The organism is Cronbergia sp. UHCC 0137 (assembly GCF_034932285.1).
Taxonomy (GTDB): domain Bacteria; phylum Cyanobacteriota; class Cyanobacteriia; order Cyanobacteriales; family Nostocaceae; genus Cronbergia.
Genome location: NZ_JAYGHC010000022.1, coordinates 65,018 through 90,687 on the forward strand (window position 1 = coordinate 65,018; position 25,670 = coordinate 90,687).

General features: G+C 37.4%; 21 protein-coding genes. 8 read left to right on the forward strand and 13 right to left on the reverse strand.

The features are described from left to right. Nucleotides 1–91 precede the first annotated feature (91 nt). From VB711_RS13440 to VB711_RS13480, 9 genes are all read right to left on the reverse strand, one after another. Nucleotides 92–856: a hypothetical protein gene (locus VB711_RS13440; RefSeq protein WP_323286575.1), complete on the reverse strand. Its 765-nt coding sequence runs from the start codon at nucleotides 854–856 to the stop codon at nucleotides 92–94. Between the two features lie 9 nt (nucleotides 857–865). Further along, a complete protein-coding gene (locus tag VB711_RS13445; RefSeq protein ID WP_323286576.1) occupies nucleotides 866–1,798 on the reverse strand; it encodes an Npun_R2821/Npun_R2822 family protein in 933 nt (310 codons plus the stop codon). An 11-nt stretch (nucleotides 1,799–1,809) separates the two neighbouring features. Beyond that, a complete protein-coding gene (locus tag VB711_RS13450) occupies nucleotides 1,810–2,820 on the reverse strand; it encodes an Npun_R2821/Npun_R2822 family protein (RefSeq protein WP_323286577.1) in 1,011 nt (336 codons plus the stop codon). 26 nt (nucleotides 2,821–2,846) lie between these two features. Continuing rightward, nucleotides 2,847–3,806 (reverse strand): glycosyltransferase family 10 domain-containing protein, encoded by a 960-nt coding sequence (locus VB711_RS13455; RefSeq protein WP_323286578.1) that lies wholly within the window; start codon nucleotides 3,804–3,806, stop codon nucleotides 2,847–2,849. Between the two features lie 23 nt (nucleotides 3,807–3,829). Beyond that, nucleotides 3,830–6,103 carry an ABC transporter ATP-binding protein/permease gene (locus tag VB711_RS13460; RefSeq protein ID WP_323286579.1) on the reverse strand — a complete coding sequence of 758 codons (2,274 nt, stop codon included), beginning with the start codon at nucleotides 6,101–6,103 and terminating at the stop codon, nucleotides 3,830–3,832. Nucleotides 6,104–6,183: 80 nt separating this feature from the next. Continuing rightward, complete coding sequence (locus tag VB711_RS13465) at nucleotides 6,184–7,335, reverse strand: glycosyltransferase family 4 protein (protein ID WP_323286580.1); 1,152 nt, start codon at nucleotides 7,333–7,335, stop codon at nucleotides 6,184–6,186. A 16-nt stretch (nucleotides 7,336–7,351) separates the two neighbouring features. Further along, nucleotides 7,352–8,218 carry a glycosyltransferase gene (locus VB711_RS13470; RefSeq protein ID WP_323286581.1) on the reverse strand — a complete coding sequence of 289 codons (867 nt, stop codon included), beginning with the start codon at nucleotides 8,216–8,218 and terminating at the stop codon, nucleotides 7,352–7,354. A gap of 106 nt (nucleotides 8,219–8,324) precedes the next feature. After that, a complete protein-coding gene (locus tag VB711_RS13475; RefSeq protein WP_323286582.1) occupies nucleotides 8,325–9,380 on the reverse strand; it encodes a glycosyltransferase in 1,056 nt (351 codons plus the stop codon). Nucleotides 9,381–9,423: 43 nt separating this feature from the next. Further along, the gene (locus tag VB711_RS13480; RefSeq protein WP_323286583.1) at nucleotides 9,424–10,458 is read right to left on the reverse strand and encodes a glycosyltransferase family 2 protein; all 1,035 of its coding nucleotides are present in this window, start codon (nucleotides 10,456–10,458) and stop codon (nucleotides 9,424–9,426) included. 492 nt (nucleotides 10,459–10,950) lie between these two features. On the opposite strand from VB711_RS13480, the gene gloB reads away from it, so the two are divergent. From gloB to VB711_RS13495, 3 genes are all read left to right on the forward strand, one after another. Continuing rightward, on the forward strand, nucleotides 10,951–11,724 hold the full coding sequence (gloB, locus tag VB711_RS13485) for a hydroxyacylglutathione hydrolase (RefSeq protein WP_323286602.1): 774 nt from the start codon (nucleotides 10,951–10,953) through the stop codon (nucleotides 11,722–11,724). Between the two features lie 180 nt (nucleotides 11,725–11,904). Then, nucleotides 11,905–12,363: a 50S ribosomal protein L9 gene (rplI, locus tag VB711_RS13490; protein WP_323286584.1), complete on the forward strand. Its 459-nt coding sequence runs from the start codon at nucleotides 11,905–11,907 to the stop codon at nucleotides 12,361–12,363. A gap of 318 nt (nucleotides 12,364–12,681) precedes the next feature. Then, the gene (locus tag VB711_RS13495; protein ID WP_323286585.1) at nucleotides 12,682–16,557 is read left to right on the forward strand and encodes a replicative DNA helicase; all 3,876 of its coding nucleotides are present in this window, start codon (nucleotides 12,682–12,684) and stop codon (nucleotides 16,555–16,557) included. A gap of 299 nt (nucleotides 16,558–16,856) precedes the next feature. Here the strand turns inward: VB711_RS13495 and VB711_RS13500 are convergent, their stop codons facing one another. Next, nucleotides 16,857–17,378: an FKBP-type peptidyl-prolyl cis-trans isomerase gene (locus VB711_RS13500; protein WP_323286586.1), complete on the reverse strand. Its 522-nt coding sequence runs from the start codon at nucleotides 17,376–17,378 to the stop codon at nucleotides 16,857–16,859. A gap of 79 nt (nucleotides 17,379–17,457) precedes the next feature. Then, nucleotides 17,458–17,781 (reverse strand): phasin family protein, encoded by a 324-nt coding sequence (locus VB711_RS13505; protein WP_323286587.1) that lies wholly within the window; start codon nucleotides 17,779–17,781, stop codon nucleotides 17,458–17,460. A 217-nt stretch (nucleotides 17,782–17,998) separates the two neighbouring features. On the opposite strand from VB711_RS13505, the gene VB711_RS13510 reads away from it, so the two are divergent. Continuing rightward, nucleotides 17,999–18,301, forward strand: a complete 303-nt coding sequence (locus VB711_RS13510; RefSeq protein ID WP_323286588.1) for a TIGR03792 family protein — start codon at nucleotides 17,999–18,001, stop codon at nucleotides 18,299–18,301. Nucleotides 18,302–18,826: 525 nt separating this feature from the next. Here VB711_RS13510 and dxs read toward each other — a convergent pair. Next, nucleotides 18,827–20,734 (reverse strand): 1-deoxy-D-xylulose-5-phosphate synthase, encoded by a 1,908-nt coding sequence (dxs, locus tag VB711_RS13515; RefSeq protein WP_323286589.1) that lies wholly within the window; start codon nucleotides 20,732–20,734, stop codon nucleotides 18,827–18,829. 122 nt (nucleotides 20,735–20,856) lie between these two features. Then, nucleotides 20,857–21,510: an S-layer homology domain-containing protein gene (locus tag VB711_RS13520; RefSeq protein ID WP_323286590.1), complete on the reverse strand. Its 654-nt coding sequence runs from the start codon at nucleotides 21,508–21,510 to the stop codon at nucleotides 20,857–20,859. A 300-nt stretch (nucleotides 21,511–21,810) separates the two neighbouring features. Here VB711_RS13520 and rpiA point away from each other — a divergent pair, with 300 nt between their 5' ends. From rpiA to VB711_RS13540, 4 genes are all read left to right on the forward strand, one after another. Continuing rightward, complete coding sequence (gene rpiA / locus VB711_RS13525; RefSeq protein WP_323286591.1) at nucleotides 21,811–22,521, forward strand: ribose-5-phosphate isomerase RpiA; 711 nt, start codon at nucleotides 21,811–21,813, stop codon at nucleotides 22,519–22,521. A 106-nt stretch (nucleotides 22,522–22,627) separates the two neighbouring features. Next, nucleotides 22,628–23,809 (forward strand): aldo/keto reductase, encoded by a 1,182-nt coding sequence (locus VB711_RS13530; RefSeq protein ID WP_323286592.1) that lies wholly within the window; start codon nucleotides 22,628–22,630, stop codon nucleotides 23,807–23,809. 49 nt (nucleotides 23,810–23,858) lie between these two features. Next, nucleotides 23,859–24,782: a HipA-like protein gene (locus VB711_RS13535; RefSeq protein WP_323286593.1), complete on the forward strand. Its 924-nt coding sequence runs from the start codon at nucleotides 23,859–23,861 to the stop codon at nucleotides 24,780–24,782. Further along, the gene (locus tag VB711_RS13540) at nucleotides 24,779–25,558 is read left to right on the forward strand and encodes an HIRAN domain-containing protein (protein ID WP_323286594.1); all 780 of its coding nucleotides are present in this window, start codon (nucleotides 24,779–24,781) and stop codon (nucleotides 25,556–25,558) included. Before VB711_RS13535 ends, VB711_RS13540 begins: the two co-directional genes overlap by 4 nt. The last annotated feature ends 112 nt before the right edge of the window (nucleotides 25,559–25,670 follow it).

Below are 25,670 nucleotides of genomic sequence, written 5' to 3' on the forward strand. Positions count from 1 at the left end.
TTTCACAAATTAACCCTAACAAACACTAACGCGAAGTGTGATTTTTCTCAAGTCCTTGTTACCTTTGCATCTTTGTGTAAGAGAGATGCTTTTAAAATTTGAAATCATTTAAATCCATTAATCTGGCTCGATTTAACCTATAATGATAGCCAAACTTCAGTCTTAATTGATGCCAAAAGTTTTCCTTAATATTGGTATGAGAAATATCAAGATGTTGAGTTAATTGCTTCATTTCCTCCCAACCATAACTATTAATTTTCCATCCCAATTTGGCAGCAGCTAAACCCATAGTATTCCCTTCACCAGAATGAATCCCTTTCAATTCTAAATACCTACCAATATTACCCCAAAGCTTTATAAATTCTAGTTCTTTGCCTTCATCTCTAGTCAGAATACACAAAGATTCACCAACATATTCAACTTCATCTAAATTTAGATTTAACTTAGATGCAACAATTTTGATAGGCTCTAATCTTTCAGGATTATACTTGCTAACATGAGCAATCAAATTTTCATGATGTCCCACAGTAATACCAGGAATCCATTCTATATTATCTTGTATTCCATTTAAAATTCGCGTATCTGCATCAATGCAAATTGCGGTTTTAAATCTTGATAAAGCCTCTGCAATAACAAAACGCTTATCATGATAACAATTGAGAATCCCTTGTTGTTGATGTTTGAAAATTAAGGTATTAGGATTTTCAGTAAAATACTGAGGATAGTCTGTGTAAATAATTAAACAAGCACCGGGAAAATAGATTGCTAAATCTTCAGCTAATTGTTTAGCAAGTAGACAGTATTTTTTACCCAAAGCTAATGTACAAAAGCAAAAATCTTTCTGTTGTTTATTCATATTCAATAACTATGATTTATTTTTTATTTTTCGGACTTGATCTTTAAGGTTATCAATAGTTTCTTGCAATTTACTCTGTTTTACAGGTGTGGGAATAACTGCTTTTGGTAACGCTGGATTTAGATGTCGATAATGTTCCCAAATTTCCCAATAAGGGCAACCTGGTTGAATTTTAATACCTGCCCAATGGAGATATTGTAGGGGTTGATTGACTGTGGGATCAAATAGTGCATTACCTTGAATTTTAAAATGTGGTGTACCTCCCCAATTTCCCGGTGCTTTACTATCTCGACGCACAATATTAAATCTTTTGGGAATGCGTTTGAGTAACATATAATTAATAATTGGTTGATCTGAAGTTTTTTCTGAAAAATCAAAATATTCGGGATGAGATGCACACTCAGCGAATATTTCATATAAATCATTTTCAGAAACTAGATTTTTCTTTGATCCCCAAAAACCACCGTTAAAAATATCTTTAACTTCGTTTTCACTAAATACTTTTTCTTCCAAGACTTTAGAACTAAAAACGTTCTTTATTCCTCCTAAATGCTGATAATCACAACAAATAAAATCCGCATCAGCTAAGTAGTTTAAATTATCAATTATTTTCTCAAACACGACTATATCAGTATCAATGTACAAGAATTGATCAAATTCACCAAACCAGCAAGCTTGCTTACGAAACTGATTAGGACGGGCGAAAAATTTTCCCCCAAACATTTCGTGTAATTTTTGAGAAAGTCGGTCGATAAAATCTAGGTCTTCGTATAGTTTAACATTATAATGTTCACCTAAAGTATTTGCTATACCTTGATAATTATCATCATAAGGAATCATGACAATTGGCGTTTCTTTATCATATAAGCGGATACTATTGAGTAGAGCGATCGCTTGATCTGTTACTTTATCATTAGCAATAATATAAATTCCCCTAGCCATGAATTTCTCCTTTAATTTTTGATTAATCCCAACTTTCTGAAAATCCGTGTTTTTAAACTTGGTGGATGATTAGGTGAACTATTGTAAAGTCTCGGTTCGGTTGTAAATTTTGGTCGTTTTTCAGGTTCGTGGAGATAGCGATATTCTAAAAACAGATCACGATAAGGAAAAACAATATTTTCTCCAGCACAAACCTTAGTAAATAATTTTGAAGACAATCCAATGTAATGAATGTAAGTAAGTTTGTTTCCCCGATCATATAATACACTATCTTTAACCTCAAAATTAAGGGAAGTCACACAGCAACCTGTTCTCTCGTCCTTAGCAAGATGGTGAGCGAAATTATAGCTAGAAAGTTGCGATCGCATCACCATATAATTAAGAATAGTTTGATCAGGAGCCATATCATATAGAACTTCTCCTTCCCCTTCTTGGAGTTTTTTTAGTAATACTTTTCGTTGCTCAACCGAGAATATATCTTTTTTAGAACCGTAAAATCCAGAGCAAAATATTTCTCTTTCCAATTGTTGAGGAGTGAATATTTTTTTTAATTTAGGTGATGCAACATCATAAACATGAGATAAATCTTTATATTGATAATCATACACTACCCAATCATGATTATTTAGCTGTGTAAAAATATGGTCTAGTGAATCCATTAAAAGAATATCAGCATCCATATAGACAAAGCGATCAAAAGGTGCATCAAAGGCAGAGTAGCGTCGATGAGTTCCCACTCTATGATATTCATTATCTCCTACAGTTTGCCAATGTTTTTTAGCAGTAGGATGAGCATCCCAAATATCACGAACAAATTGATCCCATTGCTGAATTGAATCCCGATTATCGTAAATTGTGACATGAGGACGACGGGCAACTTCCGCCGTAATTTCGGCTATATTATCATCATAAGGATAGATACATACAGGCATCTCTTGACCATAAATTGCCTCAATACTATTTAATAAAGCCACAACTTGGTCAAAAACGCGATCGTTAGCAAGAGTACAAATACCATCCATATCTATAATTCCTCTTGAATTTAAAACTAAGAAAACTCACCAACAAAATCTGATAACCAGTTGAGTAAATTCAGTTTATGCAAAATAATCTGCCTAGCTTCAGCAATTTTATCTTTAGCATTGTGCCAAGCATCAGGATTAGCAGTGATTTCTTGAATATAAGCAATACCTTTTTCATCTAAACTTGGCAATCTTAAAAAGCTGCCTGGTGGCAATAATTTATCTGCGGCTGTTCCACCATAGTAAATTGGTAAACACCAGGCTAATAAACTATCCCAAAGTTTCTCACTCACATACCAACTATTATCAGCATAGTTTTCAATGGCTAAATTATAATAATAGGGAGCCATGCCATGCCACTTGTTACCCAACTGTCCACAGGTTTTAGCCCATAAGGGTAAGTTACGTCCATATAAATCAAACTTAATTCCCCTAGACTGCAAAGATTCTAAAAAGTTTAAACGCTGGTTATGATTAGCAGTACGATTAATTCCTGAAGTAATCCAACTACAGGGAGCAATTTTTTCAGGAGGGGGCATTTCGTTTAATTCTCGAAATGAATTACCATGATACCAAATGGCAGGCATATAATCTGGAGTAGGAGCAAAGTCATCAGGACCAGAAATATAACCACAACAATTTTTAGCCTGTTGATAGTTGTAAGTATTTACACTCACAATTTCATCTAAAGGTGGTTCTCTCAATAAATAAATAATTCGCTCCTTGGGGACACTGCGTAGTAAAGAATCAAGGTTGAGTTCTGATTTTTGCTGTTTTTGGCGAAATTTTTTAAACCAAGGTACTGGTAAGGATGGTTGAGGAAAATCAAATTGATACATTAGCAAAAAATCCGGGTTTTCTGCCAGTGCTTGCATTTGTATATTGCCCCAAATACCCAATTGATTTGGGGTTTGTTGCCACAACCAATCACCTCTATTGTCTAAAGCACGATAGCTACTAATCATCCCTACAGTTTTCATACTCATATTTTACTATTTTCCTGTTTTTATTAAGATTGAATACTCGCTTCAAAGTTATTTAATGTATCTAGCAGGTAAATGTTAGCTTCATAGGCTTCTGTAATTAATTGTGTTTGCTCTTGAGGATTGTATGTAACGTTCTGAGATAAATAACGTAGGGAAGAAATAATAGGATTAAGGTGTTTACGAAATTCCCGAGAAATATAAGCAAATTCCTCATGCTTGCTAATAACTATTCCATTCTGTTTTTCAGAAACCTCCCTTAAATTACCTTTCATTTGTAAGTGAACGAAATCGTCAAAAATATCAATTGTACTGAAAATCCTCCAAGCTGATTTGTAAGATTCTGCAATTAATTCCTGTTGTTCCTGGGAGTTATCGACCAGATCATCTAGTAATAATTGGAGTAAGCCAATCAGAGAATTGAGTTGAGTCCGAATTTCGTGGGATATGTGTAGCAAACTTTGATTACGTTTAATCTGAGTTTCTGGGTTATTAGCAAACTGCATTGAGTATAACCGTGAATAATAACCATTAAGTTGCAAAAGTTCTTCATGAGTGCCAAGTTCTACTACAACTCCTTGATCTAAAACAGCAATTTGATCAGCTTTTTGGACTGTGGAAAGACGGTGTGCAATAACTAATGTAGTGCGTCCTTGTGGTAAAGAATCTTCCTTAACGCCACTGAGGGCATCTAGGGCAGATTGTACTAGACGTTCAGAAACGGTATCTAAGGCACTGGTAGCTTCATCGAGAATGAGAATTTCTGGATTTTGGAGAATAGCGCGAGCGATCGCTAATCTTTGTCTTTGTCCACCGGATAAAATCACACCGCGATCGCCTATCACTGTATCAAAGTGCTGGGGTAATTTACTAATAAATTCATAAGCATTAGCCAGTTTTGCTGCTTGGATAATTTCTTCTTCTGTTGCTTCTGGTTTAGGATAGGCAATATTATTTCTGACTGAATCATTAAACAGAAAAGTATCCTGACTGACAATGCCCATGTTCTTTCGCACAGATACTAAATCAAACTCTCGTAAATCTATGCCATCAAAAGTAATACAACCACTTGTTGGATCATAAAATCTTGGCAAAAGATCCGCTAATGTAGATTTACCTGCACCTGAACCACCTACCAATGCCAGAGTTGTACCACAGGGTAAATATAAATCAATATTTTTGAGTACCTGTCTGTCATGGTTAGTATAGGCAAAGGAAATAGATTTAAAATGTACTCCCTGTTCTAATTTTTTGTAAGGAAGTTTACCATTACTCATAAAAGGCTTATCATCTAGCCTTAAAAATTGATTTACCGTATCCACACTGGCTGCAATATTAGCAAAGTTACTGCGAAGACCATTTAGTTCAGAAACCAGTGGCAGCAATCGCAATAACACCAGTAAATATGTTAGAAGTACAGTGGAAACTGCGGTTACTTGTACTGCAAATAAAGTTTTACTCAAAAGCACAATCATCAATAAACAAGCAATTCCCATGACTTCACTTAGTGGTGGAATTATTTGTGAATTTACCTGAGATTGGAACTCCGCTTTTTCACGAACCTCAATTAATTTTTTAATCCGTTGATATTCTCTTTCTTCATTACCCGTTGACTTGACCAACCTAATTCCACTTAAAACTTCTAAAACAGCAATTGAGTAGCCTTTAGACAACTCACTAAGTTGTTTCCCAAAAATTTTAGCCCGATTAATAAAATACTGATTGAGAAGGGTCACTAATAATAGTAGGACTGTTGCAGCAACTGTTAATTGCCAAGAAATTGACAATAACAAACCAACAAAAACTAGAATTGTAATTGATATAGTAATTAACCTAACCGTATTACTTATAACACTAGATGCACGACTTATTTCTCCACCTAGACTGTTGATCAAATCACCAACCTTCATCTTGCTGTAGTAATCTATATCAACTTTCAATAACATATTAATTCCAACTTCTCGCATATCTGAAGTTATCCTCCGACTGAGAGAACTGGATATTAATGAACTAACATAATTAGCCAAATTTTTTAAAGCTATTATACCTAGTATTGCTCCGGTCATCACTCCGTCACGGATATTTTCTGGTACATTATCAAATGGATTGATGATGAATTGTAAAATACCAGGAGCGCCTTGCAAATTTACTTCTTGTCCCACTATTCTTAAAATTACTGGAACAATCAGAGCCGTACTCACACCATTGAACAAAGCTCCAGAAAATCCTAATAAAATCGTTAGTAGAATTAAGCCCGGATAAGGTTTAGCAAATTTTAGTATTATCTTTTTAGTAGACATTGTATTTGATTAAATGAATTTACATTTTATAAAAGCACAGATGATCATAATTATCATTGTTTTATTAATTACAAGACAATTTACAAATTCTTAATAACTGATTCAAGGATAGTAGACATAACATTGATACTATACTTTTCTATACATCTTTTTCTTGCTTTAACTCCACGTTGGTTAGCATCATCTAAATTATCAAATATTGACTTAATTGTTTCTGCGATTTGTTCGGGCGATTGAGGATCGACTAGATAACCAGTGTTATCTAAAATCTCCGGTATATCTCCTACTTTGGTTGATAATACAGGTTTAGCCATAGCCATACCATCTGTTAATTTTAGAGGAAATTGGGCGCGAGCAATAATATTATTTCGTTGGGGAACAACTACAACATGGGCAGCAGATACTACTTCCGGCATCACTTCTACAGGACATTTTGGTAATTTGATGATCCAACGTCCCCATTTTTCAATCAGTGTTTGATCGTAATTATCATAGGGACTGCCACCAACTATTACTAATCTTAAATCTTCTTGATTAAGTTCATCTAAAGCCATTAACACATCTTCTACTCCCTTATGTGGTCTAGGAGCGCCAGGAAACATCAGCACTCGATAAGATGATAAACCATAACGTCCTCTGCTAACTTCAGGGTCATATTTATCAGGATCAAACATTTCTGTATCCTTACCGTTAGGCACATATACACCACCAAAACGATCTTGAAGAAATTGTGTATCTACGGTAATTGCATTGGCAAAAGATACTAAATTTTCTATCCATTGGATATAAAGTGGATGATCAGGAAATCTCAATGCACCATCTTTTTTGAAAATATCTCGATACAGTTGCTTAATTCCAGGATTATACTTCCATTCAAACCCTCCATACCAACTAAGTTCCCAGTCATCCATATCTAATAGCAACGGACGGGAACTACTCAATTTTTTCAGTATACTCACACCAAAACTTGTTGCTTTAGGTTTAACTGCATAGATAATATCACCATCTATTTTCTTTAAAAGCTGCTGAACCGACCATAAAAAATCAGGATAATTTTTACCTGGTACAGGAACAACTTTTATCCCAGATGGAGGAATTGCATAAATTTCTTTCCCGTAAATAAATCCGACAATTTCTACTTCATAATTTAGCCGTCTTAAAACTTGAGCTAGTAAAAAAGCCCGGACAGTTCCACCACCAGATAGATCACTAACAACTAATGAAAATTTCATGTTTTTTAAAATAACGTTATACAAAACGTTCGAGAAATGGTATCCAAGAAATAGCCTGAGATAGAATCTTATTATTGATAATTGATAAATCTTTTTGAATTTGATCTATTTTACTGCCTTTTAGTCTATGACCCTTGCCGGTGTAATGGATCATGTAGCTCTGAAACCGATGTTTAATAGGCTCTTTACCTTTGTAATGAACTATGTATCCATTATTTTTATATTTTTCTTCAACATACTTCTTATATTTGGAAGAAACCGCACTCAGCAATCTGTCATAAAGGTTCAATATCTGATTTATCCTCCGTCCAAGTCTAGCTCTGCTGTTTTTAGGATCAGTTGTATGATTGAATTTATAACCAATATCGTCAATTAGTATGCCTTGCTTTTGGACAGTATAGTTTAATATTGTTTGGTCAGGAAAAGCTCTTGTGCAACTTGCCCATATTACAAGATTATTGTCTTTAGCAAAAATTTGACGATGATGTTGAGAAACTACCATCACACCACTATTAAAGTATTCTCTATCCCATCCTATATCTCCTAATTCTTTCTGGATATCTTTAACTGCTCCATCATGGAAATATGTATGCTTACTGACCAAAAAAGCACCAAAATTATCTTCAGAGACAATTTTAAATAAATCTGGGCATTCATGACTGACTATGATATCTGTATCCAGATAAATTATACGATTGTATTTTTCTAATAAGTTATAAATTTGGTATTTTTCATAATAAGGAACATCAAAACCCATATTGGGATTATTAATTACTATAAAATCTGCTCCTATCCGATTTGCATAAGCTTTTAAGAGGGGATGGGTAACTTCACCAAGATTATTTGCAGCCTCTCCAATACATAATGTCACTACGGCTTTCATGGTTTCTCCTCACTTAATTTAGAAGTTCTATCACCTTCTGATAGTATAGTATTTATTTGCTTATCTACATTAAGCAGCATTGGCTAAACTTCCTATTTCTGATAAATTACTTTAAAAATTCTTGGAAATCGAGAGAAAAATTCTCCCAACTCAAGTGTTCTACAGTTTTTCTCACATTTGTTTTAACTTTGTATGCTTGTTCAATTAATTCGCATATCGTCTCCACAGAACTATTTGTATCAAACATAAATCCATTTTCACCATGAATAATTAAATCTGGAGCAAATCCAGTTTTGCTGGCCACAGGAACTACATTGCACATCATCGCTTCTATCAAGGGAATTGGTCCTCCTTCTAGCTTGGCCGTGGAAACAAAAACGTCCATTTGAGCATAATATCTGGGATAATCTGAATAGGGAACTTCAATATAAGAAAAATTAGCTAGAGCTTTCATTTCTGCAAACTTATCATATTTTTCCCACCCTTTACCAAGTAGAATAAACTTTCGTAAAGGCATCATTTTTATGATATTGAAGATGCGTTCTGGTTCTTTGCGATAATAAAAGGCTGTGCAGAAACCTACAGCACCATTTGAGCGTTCATGGGGTAGGAACATTTTTGGATCAGCAGCTCCTAAAATGTAAGTTACTTTCTCTGATTTCAATTTCTGGGAAACTAGAAGCTGGGAAAATTGAGAACACATACATATCACTTTACTTGCTCTATTCATTGCATAAATTAGTTCTTCGTTGCTGATGCCTATGTCCGTACGAGGATGTGTATGAAAAACAACCATCCTCCTGTCCCATATATGAGGATTTTGTTTTAAGCATACTGGTAAAAAAGAGTAATGTGCGAAAAAGTAAGCTTTGGATGGTGGTAAGGAAGATGCTGAATAATGAAAACAATACTTACCTGGGAAGTAAGTCGCAATTTCTTTACATATAGCTTCAAGTATCCAACCCTTTGCTAAATCTAAGACTACAAATACTAAGTCATACTCTTCTATGATATTTTCTGGGTAGGACTTAATATTCCTTTGTATTGTTAAGAATTTTAAGTAAGAAATTCCATAAGGTATCATATAAGAGGGTGGGGAGAGTATTTTTTTGATATGCTCCTTCAGTTTTTTGAGTTTACTGTTGATAATGTTATGATTCATATACTTTCTAGTGTGAGTATCAATATTTTTTTGCCTTCAATGTTTACTGAGGTAAATGCAATATATCTTTCACTAATTTTATTTTTCCTGACATCATAGATATTAACTTCTTTGATCGTGGTCCGCGATATTTTTCATACAATAAAAAATTTGGCATTACTCTTCTAGCAGCATTCAGTATCTTGAGAGAAACTTTGTTATTGATTTTAATTTTTTTATCTATTAAATAAACTGGTGTAGGAGCTATTTGTGCCAGTCTATCAAAAAGATGATTATTTTTTTCTCTGATTACTTCTTCCAATAAATATTCTATTCCTATTTGACACAGTTGATTTAATTCTGGATAATTCTCTGCGATATTTTCGTAAAAAACTGTATAGTAGTTTTTCATATAATTCCAGTTATTAGTGCGATTTGATTTATGCTTTGTGTAGTAAGCACCAACCATAGGTGTATAAATAAATTCTGCCCCATTTTTCAAAATGTCTACCGCAAAATATCTATCTCCTAATGCTTTTAAATGTTCAGGAAACTTGGTTTTATTCCCGATGCTTTTTTTCATCAACATAGCTTGCTGAAGACAAGGATGAGGTGAACTTGTAAGAAAGTCAGGTATCAGTAAACGTTCAATTAACTGGTCTTTACTTAGCGAACCGATAATATTTTCTTGAGAGTTAATAATGTTATCTTTGTCATCTAGGAATACACGTTCATAATCTGAGTAGAAAACTATATCTTCGTGAATTTTGTCTGTCGGTAAATAGCTCAACTGAAATCTAATTTTGTCTTTATGTATCCAATCATCTGCATCTAGACATTGAACCCACTCACCTTGGGCTTGTTGAATACCAAAATTTCGAGAAGATGGCAGTCCACTATTTTCTTTAAAAAAGTATTTAACTCGGCTATCTTGACTGATCAAACTTTGGGCTATCTGACGAGTACCATCGGTGGAACCGTCATCTATAATCAGACATTCAATATCTGTTAATGTCTGTGATAACACGCTTTTTACTGAACGTTCTAGGTAATGACCTTGGTTAAAACAGTTAATAACAATTGATATCAGTGGAAACATCTGTCAATTATTCCTTGGGTAAATACAAAACCATTGAATTAATTACTTTACAAAATACGCTGTATATTCTATAGCATACAATAAGTAAGAAATACAGGGATTTTTGGTTGTTTCAAAAATTTGGAATTAATTTGGCTCAGGTACTTATCTACTTGTAACCGTTGTTTATGTTGGATTGAGCAACTAAAATCTATATAGCGATCGCAAATTATTTGTAAGGATGAACATTGCTGAACCTTTTGCCAATCAATACTTTTCATCTCCGTATTTTCTTGTATTTTATATGGGGTTGTGATATAGTAAAATTACCACAAGCCGTCTAAGGATCTGATGTGTTATTATACTACCATACTATATAAAAAAATTAACAGATCAGATAAACAAAATACAAGTAATCATAATATCAATTTTCGTCGTAGCTCATTTTTCCAATAGGCTATAGTTATGAATGATAAATATCAAGCATTAATTGGTGTGGGAGGTAAAAAAGCAATGGAAATAATCCGTATAGCAGCACTTTCAGACAACTATATATTTTTGTTGTACGATCCACAAAAAAATATTGCGGCTGTGGTCGATCCAGCAGAGGCTAAACCAGTTTTAAAGCAACTCAGCCAACTAAATGCGGAATTGGTGGCAATTTTTAATACTCACCACCATCAAGATCATGTGGGTGCTAATCAGCAGTTAAAGCAAAAATTTCCCCAATTAACAATTTATGGTGGTGCGGAAGATCGGGGGAGGATTCCGGGACAACAGGTGTTTTTACAAGAAGGCGATCGCGTACAATTTAGCGATCGCCCAGGCCAAGTCTTCTTTGTCCCCGGACATACCCGCGCTCACATCGCCTACTATTTTCCCCCCGTTACACCCAATGACCCAGGGGAATTATTTTGCGGTGACACCTTATTTGCTGGAGGTTGTGGTCGATTATTTGAAGGGACACCAGCCCAAATGGTCAATTCCTTAACAAAACTCCGGGCATTACCTGATCAGACCCGTGTGTGGTGCGCCCATGAGTATACATTAAGTAACTTACGATTTGCCATTACCGTAGATGGAGAAAACGCAGATTTACAAAACCGTTACCAAGAAGTACAAACCAAGCGCGATCGCCAAGAACCAACCATCCCCTCACTTTTGGGAATAGAAAAACGCACCAATCCCTTCCTGCGTTGGGAACAACCATCATTACAAGCAGTAGCCAACAGCAACGAACCAGTACAGACCTTTGCTAAAATTCGCGCCATGAAAGATAAATTCTAGTCTTCTTGCTTCTTCTTCTTTTCCCTCCGGGACGCTACCGCGAACGCTTAATTCTTTCGGTGAAAAACCTTTTAATAATATAGCATTGCGATCGCCCCCATTTTTTGTTATGATATGTAGTCTTTGAGTTATACACAAAGCCACCGAAAAGATTAAATTTTACAGGAAAAACAAAAAACAATGGCGAAACGAGTGCAATTAGTTTTAAATCAGGATATCAGCAAACTAGGAAGATCCGGCGACTTAGTGGAGGTAGCCCCCGGTTATGCTCGTAATTATCTGATTCCTCAAAAATTGGCGATTCACGCCAGCCCCGGCATCCTCAAACAGGTAGAACGTCGCCGCGAAAAAGAACGTCAACGGCAACTAGAACTCAAAGAACAAGCATTACAACAAAAAGCAACCTTAGAAAAAATTGAAGCCCTGCTAATTGCCAAGCAAGCCGGTGAAAACGAATCCATTTTTGGTACAGTCACCACCCAAGACGTAGCAGAAGCAATCCAAGCAGCTACCAATCTAGAAGTAGATCGGCGCGGTATTACCATTCCCGATATTGGCCAACTTGGTACTTACGAAGCCGAAATCAAACTGCATTCTGAAGTAACAGCACAAATTAAAATTCAAGTTATCCCTAGCTAACATCTACGGAATTAATCACCACAGATCACACATCTGTGGTACAAATATATTACAAAAAAAAGGGAACAGGGAACAGGAGACTTCTTGCAAAAGTCGTGATTTTCAAATTCTTCTTTGCGCCTCTGCGTGAGCTTTTCAAGAATATTCTTGGCAACACCAAAGTATTTATCCAAGAGGTCTAGGGAACAGATAACCTGGATTTCTTACCACAAAATTCTCAAAGCCTGATAAAACCTAGATTCCGGTTTTTTACAATAAATAGGCAAGATAGATTATAAGTGTAATAGCGACACCCCAATCGCCAATTTAAAATCACTTATGCCCGAAGAACTAAATTTTCAAAGTGATGGTAGCAATGTCTCCGACGGGCTACGTTTACCACCCCAAAACATCGAAGTAGAAGAAGCGATTTTAGGCGGAATTTTATTAGATCCAGAAGCGATTGGTCGAGTTAGCGATCGCTTGGTTCCCGAAGCCTTTTATATCAGCGCCCACAAAATCATCTATCAAGCCGCCTTACGACTCCACACCCAAGGCAAACCCACAGACCTACTCGCCCTCACAAACTGGCTAACCGATAACGATCTCCTCACTCAAATCGGTGGTAGAAACAAATTAGCCACCCTCGTAGACCGTACCGTTTCCGCCGTCAATATTGATGCCCTAGCCGGATTAGTCACAGAAAAATACCTGCGCCGACAACTAATAAAAGCTGGTAACGAAATTGTTCATCTGGGTTATGAAACAGAAACAGAATTACCCATAGTCCTCGACCAAGCAGAACAAAAAGTTTTTAGCGTTACCCAAGAAAGACCCCAATCAGGTTTAGTACACATTTCTGATACCTTAATTAATGCTTTCCAAGAAGTTGAAAAACGACACGAAGGTATAGCGTTACCCGGAATCCCCTGCGGTTTCTATGACTTAGATGCCATGACCACTGGTTTTCAGCGTTCTGATTTAATTATCGTCGCTGGGAGGCCATCAATGGGAAAATGTCTCAGTTATGATTCAGAAATCGTTTTAGCAGATGGACAAATTGCGACAATTGAAGAATTATATCAGCAACGGCAAGGTTCATTATTAACATTAAATGATGATTGGAAATTGACCTTTACTCAACCATCTGCATTTGTAAATGATGGAATTAAACCAGTTTTCCGCGTAACAACTCGTTTAGGTCGGGCAATTGAAACCACAATTACTCACCCATTTTTAACTATCAAAGGTTGGCAAAGATTAGAAAACCTGCAAGTTGGAAATAAGATTGCCATCCCTCGCAAAATAGATGTGTTTGGAACAGAAACTATCCGCGAGTGTGAAGTCAAATTATTAGGTTATTTGATTGGTGATGGTGGTTTAACTAACTGCACTCCTAGATTTACAAACAATAATCCATTACTGCAAACAGAGTTTTCCCAAGCAGTAAATGAATTTGGTGGTTTGTCAGTAAGGTGGGAAGATTCCCAAGGACAGAGTAAAAATGCTTTGACAATGTGGTTAGAAAAATTAGGTTTATGGGGAAAAGATGCTCGTAATAAAACTATCCCAAATATTGTCTTTAAATTAGAAAAAGCACAATTATCCTTATTCCTCAATCGTCTCTTTGCTACTGATGGTTGGGCTACTTTACTTAATAGTGGTCAATCACAATTAGGCTATGGTACTGTTAGTGAAAAACTAGCAAGACAAATTCAACATCTGTTATTAAGATTTGGAATTATTGCTACATTAAAAAAACGGTCTATAAAGTATAATAATACTCGTAGACCAGCATGGCAATTAGATATTACAGATGCCTTATCTATCAAAAACTTCATTACAGAAATTGGCATTTTTGGCAAAGAAGCAGCATTAGCAAAAATTACAGCAGCAATATCGCAAAAAAGATATCAAACCAATCGTGATTTAATACCTGTAGAGATTTGGGAACAGATAGCAGCCGCTAAAGGTAGGGAAACTTGGAGTAGTTTAGCTCAACGGGCTGGGATTAAAAACTATACAAATATTCATGTTGGTAAACGGGCATTAAAACGGGAAAGATTATGGATTTTAGCCACTGCTTTAGACAATTTACCACTTCAGCAATTAGCAGATAGTGATGTCTATTGGGATGAAATTATTTCTATTGAATCAGTTGGTAACAAACAAGTTTATGATTTGACCATTCCTCAAACACACAACTTTATTGCTAATGATATTTGTGTTCATAATACTGCCTTTTGCTTAAACCTTGCTCATAATATTGCCGCCGGATATAAATTACCAGTGGCATTTTTCAGCTTAGAAATGTCCAAAGAACAGCTAGTACAACGATTATTAGCCAGTGAAGCCGGAATTGAAACAGGATATTTACGAAGTGGACGCATTAGCCAAACCCAATGGGAACCATTAAGCCGTGCCATTGGAATACTTTCAGAAATGCCAATTTTTATTGACGACACTGCCAATATTACAGTTACCCAAATGCGGAGTCAAGCACGACGACTACAAGCAGAACAGGGTATGGAATTAGGATTAATAATTATTGATTATTTGCAATTAATGGAAGGAGGAGGTGATAATCGTGTACAGGAGTTATCGAAAATTACGCGATCGCTCAAAGGATTAGCCCGCGAATTATCCGTCCCCATTATTGCCCTATCTCAGTTAAGTCGGGGAGTAGAAGCCCGCACCAACAAACGCCCAATGTTATCTGACCTACGCGAATCCGGTTGTTTAACAGGTGATAGTCTAGTCACATTAGCAGATACCGGATTACAACTACCAATTAAAGAATTAGTAGGTAAATCTGATTTTACAGTTTGGGCATTAAATGAAAAAAAAATGCAGTTAGAAAAGGCAATTGTTAGTAATGTCTTTTCCACAGGTATCAAACCTGTATTTACCTTAAAAACTCGATTAGGAAGAAAAATTAGAGCAACAGCTAATCACAAATTCTTGACAATTCATGGTTGGAAAAGACTTGATGAGTTAAGTCCTAAACAACATATATGTTTACCAAGATATCTACCTATTTCGGGTAAACAAACCATGACTTATTCTGAGGTAGCATTATTAGGACATTTAATTGGTGATGGTTGTACATTACCTAGTCATTCTATACAGTACACCACCAGGGAGCGAGATTTAGCAGAAAAAGTTGCATATTTAGCAAAAGATTTGTTTGGAGATGCCATTGTTCCTAGAATTTCCCCTGAACGTGGTTGGTATCAGGTTTATTTACCAGCAGAACAACGCTTAACTCATAGCGTTAGAAATCCAATAGCCAAATGGTTAGACTCTCTTGGAGTTTTTGGTTTAAGGTCTTACGAAAAGTTTGTGCCTCAAGACTTGTTTTCACAGCCCCAAGAGTTTATAGCTTGCTTTCTCCGTCATCTATGGTGTACAGATGGTTCTATAAAGTTGCTTGCTGGCAAAAAACCAAGACCTATTGCATATTATTCAAGTAGCAGTGAAAGACTAGCGTTTAATGTTCAGACGCTTTTATTAAGATTGGGCATTAATGGAATACTGAAAATGATTCCTCAGCCTGGTAAGGGGAGAAATCAGTATCATGTCACAATTACTGGTAAGCCTGACCTGGAGTTATTTATTCAAAAGATTGGAGCAGTAGGAGAATACAAATTAGGGTCATTACAGGAAATCTCTGAACACCTTGAAAATTGTATTCATAATCCTAACCGAGATGTAATACCCAAAGAGGTTTGGAAAACTTATGTTGTACCTGCAATGCAAACTCTTGGAATAACAACCAGAGAAATACAATATCGTATGAAAACATCATATTGTGGTTCTACACTGTACAAAGTAAATTTAAGTCGAGAAAGAGCATTGAAAGTTGCCAATATCGTGCAATCAAATGAGTTACTTGCCCTTGCCAACAGTGATGTATATTGGGATGAAATTGTGGCAATCATACCTGATGGAGAAGAGGAAGTATTCGATTTAACAGTTCCTCATTGGCATAATTTTATAGCTAATAACATCATTGTTCACAATTCCATTGAACAGGACGCGGATTTAGTCATGATGTTATATCGAGACGACTATTACAATCCAGATAGTCCAGATCGAGGAATTGCTGAAGTAATAATAGCTAAACATCGTAACGGACCGACGGGCGCGGTTAAACTTTTATTCGATCCGCAGTTTACAAAATTCAAAAACTTAGCCCGACCAAATAACTATTAATTGGTCATGGGTAATGGGTGATTAATATGCTTCTCCCCAGTACCCAACCTCCAATACCTAATGTAAGTTGCTAGTTAGGTAAAATGTCTTGAATCAGGATATCCAGGATTAAAGGATTTACAGGATTGAAACACAATACAGTTGAGTTAAAAATTGGTTTCTCTCATTTCTCTGTGTCCTCTGTGCCTCTGTGGTTCGTTTAAAAAAGAGTTTCGGGCTTAACTGAACCGTGTTGGATTAAAACAGAAAATTAATCACCAATGACCAACTTCAACGAGATAACTAGCAACTTGAGTTACCTACTTAATCTCCAACAATTCCACATCAAAAATGAGAGTAGCGTTAGGAGGAATCACACCACCAGCACCGCGAGCGCCATAACCCAACTCAGGAGGGATAATTAACTGACGGCGATCGCCCACCTTCATGATACTCAGTCCCTCATCCCAACCCTTAATTACCTGACCCAAGCCAAGTTTAAAACTGAAAGGTTGACCGCGATCGCGTGAACTATCAAACTTAGTACCATCCTCTAAAGTACCAACATAGTGAACAAACACCGTTTGCCCAGTTTTAGGAATAGCTCCAGTCCCCTCTGTTAATTTAACGTACTTCAATCCAGAGGCAGTAGTTTCCACTTTTGCATCAGACATATTTTTGCTCACTATTTGGGTGTTGTTTTCCGTTACAGCAGTAGATGTTTGTGGTATTTGACCCAATTGAGCCGTAGTTGTAGCATCTTGTTTACCACCAACCTGTGCCAGTACCAAAACTACAACACACACCACCACTAATGCCACGCTGAGTAAAATTCCTTTCAAAATCAGCCCTCCCTCAATAGGCAGCTTACTAATCAAATTACCAATAGAACATAACCAAGTTTAAATCACATTGACCATCTTAACGCCACAGTTTATTTTCCAAATCCCGCACTTGACGTTCCAAACGGTCAATTCTCCCTCGTAACTCATCCACCTCCGACTGACGAGCCACCCCTAAATCCTGCATCATATTTCGCATTTGTCGTTGCATTTGGATTTCCAAATTACCTTGCTCAGACTTCAATTGCTGGACAATATCATCCATCACCACTTTTGCCTGGTCAGGATTGAGCTTACCGTCTTTCACCAACTCATCACTAACATCCTTGAGTTTTTCAGCTACTAACGATGTTGTACCAATACCGAGAATCATTAGCTGTTGCAACCAGTTATTACTGTCCATACTTGTTCCCTGTTTCTTAATTCTAACTGAGCGAACCTTAGCTCAAAGCCTAGTTATTTTGTCCCACATTTCTATTTTGGCAAATTTACAAACAGATATCAGGAAATTAGTTGACACTCTCAGGGTTAAAGCCGCTGAGATGCTGCGGACAGAGTATACTTAGATATTTCCCTCTCAAGGCTAAAGCCACTGAGTTTCCCACTTACCGGGTATCCTGATGATTATAGAACTGCTAAAATTTAAAGTCCCACCCCAGCACCAGGAAGAGTTTATTCTCAAGGATAGAGAAATTTGGACAACAGCCCTGGCCAATTATCCAGGATTTATCAACAAAGAAGTTTGGCTCAACCCCGACGATGACACCGAACTTATTTTTATCATCCGTTGGGCAAGTAAAGAAGACTGGGAATCCATACCTAAAGAAGATTTAGTCTTGATAGAAAATAACTTTAACCAAACCATAGGACAAAATTATCCAATTACAGAAACAGCCGAATACCAGGTGTTTAAAACCACTTAAATTATTTTTAAGTAGAAAAGCGCGAATAAATATCTTCTTTAACTAGGAGTTACGCATTGACAAAATCTATTACATAAGGATGATAAATTTTATCTCTTGTAGGGTGTGGTTCGGCAAGCTCACCAACCACGTCAGACCCGATAATTTAGGAAACAACAGATTTTTTGGATCTGACGCACCGCACTGATTTAGATGAAGTCAGGTGCGTCAGAATCTGAAAGTTAGTGATTTTAGCCTAAATTATTCTGTCTGACGCACCCTACAGACTACAAAATAAAGCCTGAAACTAGGCAATTTTGTTTATACATATCATCTGCATTTTGTACAGTGCATAAGTCCTATTTAACGTACAAGGTTGGGTGGAGGGAAGGAAACCAGTCAATAGACATCTCTGGTAAAGATTGTAGAGACGTTCCATGGAAAGTCTCTACAGGGGTTTTAGGTCACGCATATTTAGTTTCTGGAGATGTCTAATGGGTTGGGTTGTATTTCATTGAACCCAACCTACAAAACATGGACAGGATATTAGACTACAGCAGCTAATTCTTTCTTAAAGAAAGCTTGCAAAACAGTTTCAGCAATTTGGTGACTACTTAATCCTAATTCTGCATAAGATTGTTCAGGTGTGGCATGATCTACCAATACATCTGGTACACCAAGGCGCTTCAGAGGAACTAAAATATCAGCATCCATTAAAGCCTCAGCCACCGCAGAACCAAAGCCACCTATCAGACAACCTTCTTCCAAAGTCACCACACGACCAATTTGTTTAGCCAAAGGTAAAATTAACTCTGTATCCAAAGGCTTAACAAACCGGGCATTAATCACAGTGGCTTCAATACCGTGTTCGCTGAGAATTTCTGCTACCTGCATTCCTGGATAGACCATTGTGCCATAGCCCAGAATTAACACATCATCACCAGTACGGAGAATTTCTCCTTTGCCAATTTCCAATGGTTCCCAACCCTCTTCCATCAGGGGTACACCATGACCATTACCACGGGGAAAGCGCATGGCTATAGGGCTGCTGGTGTGATTAATACCAGTTACCACCATCCGTTGTAATTCTGCTTCATCCTTGGGTGCCATCATTACCATGTTGGGAATACAACGTAGGTAAGCGATATCATACATACCTTGGTGAGTAGGTCCATCAGCACCGACAATTCCTGCCCGATCTAAACAGAAGAATACAGGCAAGTTTTGAATACAGACATCATGGATAATTTGGTCGTAGGCACGTTGTAAAAAGGTGGAATAGATGGCAGCGACGGGACGCATACCTTCACAGGCTAACCCGGCAGCTAAGGTGATGGCGTGTTGTTCAGCAATGCCCACATCAATATATTGATGCGGCAATTTCGCTTGTAATTTATCTAAACCTGTACCTGTAGCCATTGCTGCGGTAATCCCGACGATTTTCGGGTTTTGTTCAGCAAGTTTGACTAAAGTGTGGGAAAAGACTTTAGCATAAGCGGGGGGTTTGGGTTTGCTAGAAGGTATTGCTTTTCCAGTGGTTAGGTTAAAAGGGTTTTGGGCGTGATAGCCTACTTGGTCAAGTTCAGCAATTTCATAGCCTTTGCCTTTTGTTGTCACCACATGAACCAAAACCGGGCCTGTAATTTGATGTGCCTGTTGGAATGTGGCAATCAATTCCTCTAAGTTATGTCCATCAACTGGACCCATGTAGGTAAAACCCAGTTCTTCAAAAACTGCACCAACTTTCGGTACAGCTAAACGCTTCATCCCTTCTTTGATCCGTTCGAGTTCCGGTGAAAGGGATTCACCAACAAAAGGAATTTGTTTGAGTTGTTCCTCTAGATTATCTTTGATAAATTGCACCGGTGAACTCAGGCGCATTTTATTGAGATAGCGGGGAATTGCACCGACATTGGGAGAGATGGACATCTCGTTGTCGTTAAGTACCACCAACACGTTAGTTTTAGGTAGGTGTCCAGCGTGGTTAATGGCTTCTAAGGCCATGCCCCCGGTTAAAGCCCCATCCCCAATCACGGCGACGGCTTTAAATTTTTCCCCTTTTAGGTCACGAGCTAAAGCCATTCCCAAGGCGGCGGAAATGCTGGTGGAGGCGTGTCCTGCACCAAAATGGTCAAACTTGTTTTCACAGCGTTTTAGATAACCTGCAACTCCGTTTTTTTGCCTGAGAGTGTGAAAGTCGCTGTAGCGTCCTGTGAGTAGTTTGTGAGGATAGGCTTGATGTCCTACATCCCATATCACTTTATCCCGATCTAGGTCTAGTGTCTGGTAAAGCCCTAAAGTTAATTCTACAACTCCCAAACCGGGGCCTAAATGCCCCCCAGTTGCGGCAACGGTTTGTAGATGCTTTTCTCGAATTTGACGAGCAATTTGTTGCAATTGCCGAATTGACAAACCATGCAACTGGTTAGGATGGGTTATTTCACTCAGATGCATATTATAGGGTTTTCCTCTTCAACTCTACTTTTGGCATGGTTAGATTTTGCCACCTGATAGGTGACGACAAAAATCTGACTGTTGTTGATTGTTTTAGTAGTATAACTTTGGTTTGTTGTGATTCACTTTGTCTTCTCTGGTTTTCTGATTCCCTGACGTTGTAAATATTCACTTAACAAGTGAGCCATATCACCACGGGTCATGGGCTGTAATGGGTTAATATTATTTTGACTGTCTGTTTTGATTAATTCTTCGGCTACTAGGGTAGCGATCGCTTTCCTAGCCCAACTAGGTATAGATCCCGCGTCTGGATATGGTTTAAGCATCTCATTTACTGTATCATCCGTAAATTGAAATACTCCGTAAGCCTGTCCGAAAATAGCTAAGGCCTCTGCTCTTGTTATTCTTTGATTGGGGAAAAACATACCTCCGCGATAACCCTGCATGATATCATTTTTGAGGATTGTCTGTATGTCTTGATATGCCCAGTAATTACTCGGTACATCTGGCAGGACAATTATTTTTTCTTGTTTAGTAGCTTGACGGTTTTCTAGCTCAAATGCTTTCACTAAAATAGATGCTAATTCTGCCCGACTAATTAATCTTTCTGGATAAAACTCTCCGTCGGGAAAATTATCCATTACCTTGGCATTAACTACTTTTTGAATAGCATTCGATTCTGTAGCTGGACTATTTTCTTTCGCTGCCGCCTGGTCAATTGTTGGCAAAATTTGTAATAGTGCTAATAAGGAAATTGTACTTAGTAAATGCCTCATGATTATCCCCCCTTTTAAATCTGCTAAATCTGTATACAAATGGCTTTACTCTGTATCCGTAAGTTACAGGATATTCAAGCTATTCAGATGACGTTTTGTGTTTTGTTAAAGTTTCCATGGCGATTAAGTAGTCGGACAAAATTAAATTCATTCGTTGAGAGAGGGAACAGGGAACTGTGAGGATAGTGAGTAGTCATTCCTGTATTTAATTTTTATTTTTTACTGTTTACTTTTTAAAATGTAGTATAGTCGGCTGTGAGAGTGTTTTTTTTCAAAGTTAATTTTTCAGGAGATTTAGGAATGTCCGTAGCAGCAGACCCCGTAAAGTTGATGAAACAAGAAGTTGGCAAAGCCGCCGCCGCTTTGGTAAAATCGGGTTCAATTGTTGGTTTAGGTACGGGGTCAACCACAGCCTACACAATACAATTTTTGGGCGATCGCATCAAGTCTGGTGAACTTACAGATATCGTTGGTATCCCCACATCTTTCCAGTCGGAAGTGTTGGCTAAACAGTACGGTGTCCCTCTTACCACTTTAGACGCTGTTGACCACATTGATATTGCCATTGATGGGGCTGATGAAGTTGACCCCCACAAAAACTTGATTAAAGGCGGTGGTGCAGCCCATACCCGCGAAAAAGTGGTAGATTATCTGGCAAATCAATTTATCGTTGTGGTTGATAGTGGTAAGTTGGTAGAGCGTTTGGGTTCTAGTTTTGCTGTGCCGGTTGAAGTGATCCCAATGGCTATTACTCCCGTACTTAATGCAATTAAAAAACTCGGTGGTAAACCTGAGTTACGCATGGGTGTTAGAAAAGCCGGTCCAGTTATTACTGATCAAGGTAACATGGTGGTAGATGTCAGATTTGATCATATTAACGACCCTGTAAATTTGGAAACAACCTTAAATAACATTCCCGGTGTTCTGGAAAATGGTATTTTCGTTAATTGTGTAGATTTAGTTCTGATTGGTGAAGTTGTTGATGGTAAACCAATAGTCAGGCAGATGTAATTAATCAGAGATTTCTAATATAATGGGTGTATTGATCATGTTTGTTTAGTGAAATAATGCACCCTTAAATTTATCTAATTATTTAATAATAATCTAAAGTCAGCCGATGTTATACAGAAGATTTGGACGCACAGAACTACAAATGCCAGTGTTTTCTTGTGGAGGAATGCGTTATCAATTTAAATGGCAAGATGTAGCACCGGAGGAAATTCCAGCAGATAACCAGAAAAATTTAGCAGCGACAATTCACCGTGCTGTGGAACTGGGAATTAATCATATTGAAACTGCCCGTGGTTATGGAACTTCGGAAATGCAGTTAGGGCGAATATTACCCCAGTTCCCCCGCGAAAGGTTAATTGTACAAACAAAAGTCCCTATCGTAGCTGATGCAAAAATATTTCGGGAGAATTTTGAAAAATCTTTGGCTTATTTGCAGCTAGATTATGTTGATTTGCTGGGATTACATGGAATTAATAATGATGAAAGTTTTAATTATAGTATCCGTTCTGGTGGCTGTTTACAGGTAGCACAGCAATTACAAAAAGAGGGAAAAGTTAGATTTATTGGTTTTTCTACTCATGGTTCTACAGATACAATTATTCAGGCGATTAATACTAATTTATTTGATTATGTAAATCTGCATTGGTACTATATTAATCAATGGAATTGGCCAGCAATTGAAGCGGCTAATCGTCATGATATGGGAGTCTTTATTATTAGTCCCTCTGATAAGGGAGGTTTGTTATATAAACCACCGCAAAAATTAGTTGAACTTTGCACTCCTTTAAGTCCAATGGTGTTTAATGATTTGTTTTGTTTAAGTCATCCCCAAGTGCATACATTAAGTTTAGGGGCTGCAAAACCAGAAGACTTTGATGAACATTTAAAAACTTTAGAATTGCTAGATCGGGCTTCAGAGATTTTACCACCAATTTTAGATAAGTTAGAATCAACAGCTATCGCAACTTTGTCAGAAGACTGGGTGAAAACCTGGGAAACTAATTTACCCAGTTGGGAAGAAACCCCTGGTCAAGTTAATATGCGGGTAATTTTATGGTTATTAAATTTAGCGATCGCCTACGATATGGTAGATTATGGTAAAATGCGATACAATCTTTTAGGAAATGGTAGTCATTGGTTTCCTGGTAACAAAGCCGATAAGCTAGAAGAATTAGACCTGAGAGAATGTCTTTCCCAAAGTCCCCAAGCTGATAAAATCCCGCAAATGTTAGCCAAAGCGCATCAGATGTTAGGGGGTGAAGAAGTAAAAAGATTGTCTCAGAGTTAAGCGTTAAAACGCAGTTAGTTGTAAAAAATGTTTATTGTCAATGATTCTGATGCAATCCGCTTTTGAATTTCCCATCATTTTTGTGACAGAAAACCATTATCAGCTTTCCAGTAGTGAAGACATGGGCAGCAAATATAAGTTTTGGTTTGAGCATGAAGAACATGGCTGGTGCCTATACAAGCAAGTCAAACAACAAACGATAGGTGAAGATTGGGCTGAGAAAGTAGCATCTGAGTTATGTGAACTTTTAGGATTACCCCACGCTGTTTATCATCTAGCAGAAAACTGGGAAGGAAATCGTGGTGTAGTTTCACCCTCCTTTTTGCCAAATGGAGGGATTCTTGAACATGGAAACCAAATTCTGAGTTCAATTGTACCAGACTACCCCATATTTGAAAATTACGGCGTTTCACAACATACAATAGATATTGTGCTGAAAGAAATTGAAGCCGATCATATCAATCTCCCTATCGGCTGGACACCACCAAGCAATATTCAAACAGCAGTAGAGGTTTTTGTTGGTTACCTCTTGTTAGATGCTTGGGTTGGTAATGGAGATCGTCACCATGAAAATTGGGGTTTAGTAAGAAAAAAGAGTGCATCAGAAGAAACAGTACATTTAGCACCTACCTATGATCATGCTTCATGTTTGGGACGTGAACTTTTGGATGAAAAGAGACAGAAACGCTCAATAGAGGCGTATGCAAAAAAATGTAGTTCTGCTTTTTATGGTAATGTTGAAAATACAAAACCCTTAAAGATTTTTGATGTATTTCACCAAGTTGCTCTTCGTTACCCCCAAGCAGCCATTTATTGGCTTGAATGCCTTGAACATATCTCCAGTGCGAATACGCTAGATATATTTAGCCGCATTCACAAAGAGCGAATCTCAACTATTGCAATTGAGTTTGCACAGAAAATTCTCGAATTTAATCAAAAAAGGCTGCTGGATTTAAGGAAAACACTACAGTGAAAACTCCTCAAACATTATTTTTGGCTTGGCAAGACACCAATAGTCGCGCTTGGTTTTCTATTGGTCGTTTAACATTTGATGGGGGGAAATACAAGTTCGTTTACACTCAAGGCGTAAAAGCGGCACAAGAAAAGTCTGATTTTAGACCTTTGTTTTCCTTCCCGGAAATCAACCAAGTATATACATCAACCTATTTATTTCCTGTCTTTTCAAATCGCTTGATGTCTCGTTCCCGACCTGATTATACAGAATTTTTGAAACTGCTGAATATTGGTGAACAAGAAGCAGAACCAATGACAATTTTAGCTCGTAGTGGTGGAGAAAAGAAAACAGACACACTTGCTGTTTTTCCCTGTCCACAGCCAGATGAGAGAGGAAGATATCAGTTGTATTTTTTCGCTCATGGGTTGCGATATCTGCCAGAATCTGCAATTGAGCGGATTAACCGCTTTGAGATTGGAGAAAAATTATGGTTAGCTCGCGAGGTGCAAAATGCTCATGATTCTCAGGCATTAACTCTGCACACAGAGGATCATTATATCGTAGGGTATTGCCCACGTTACTTAGTAAGTGAAGTTTCCCAACTTCTTACACCCTCTACCTTTGTAGAACTGCGTGTAGAACGTGTAAATCTACCGTCCACACCGCTCCAGTTTCGGCTACTATGTCAAATAACTGCTTTGTGTACAGACAATTTTTACCCATTTTCTAGTCAAGAATATCAGCCTCTCATAGAGGAAGAAGTAAAAAGCACATCCCTCTTGAGAGTATATTAAATTGAATAATTTATTTAGGGCTTAGTGATGGTGAACAAGGTGAATCAAGTGCAAGGAATAAGCGTTGAAACTGTTCATTTACCTATCACTTGACCAGATTTAATACTGTTTT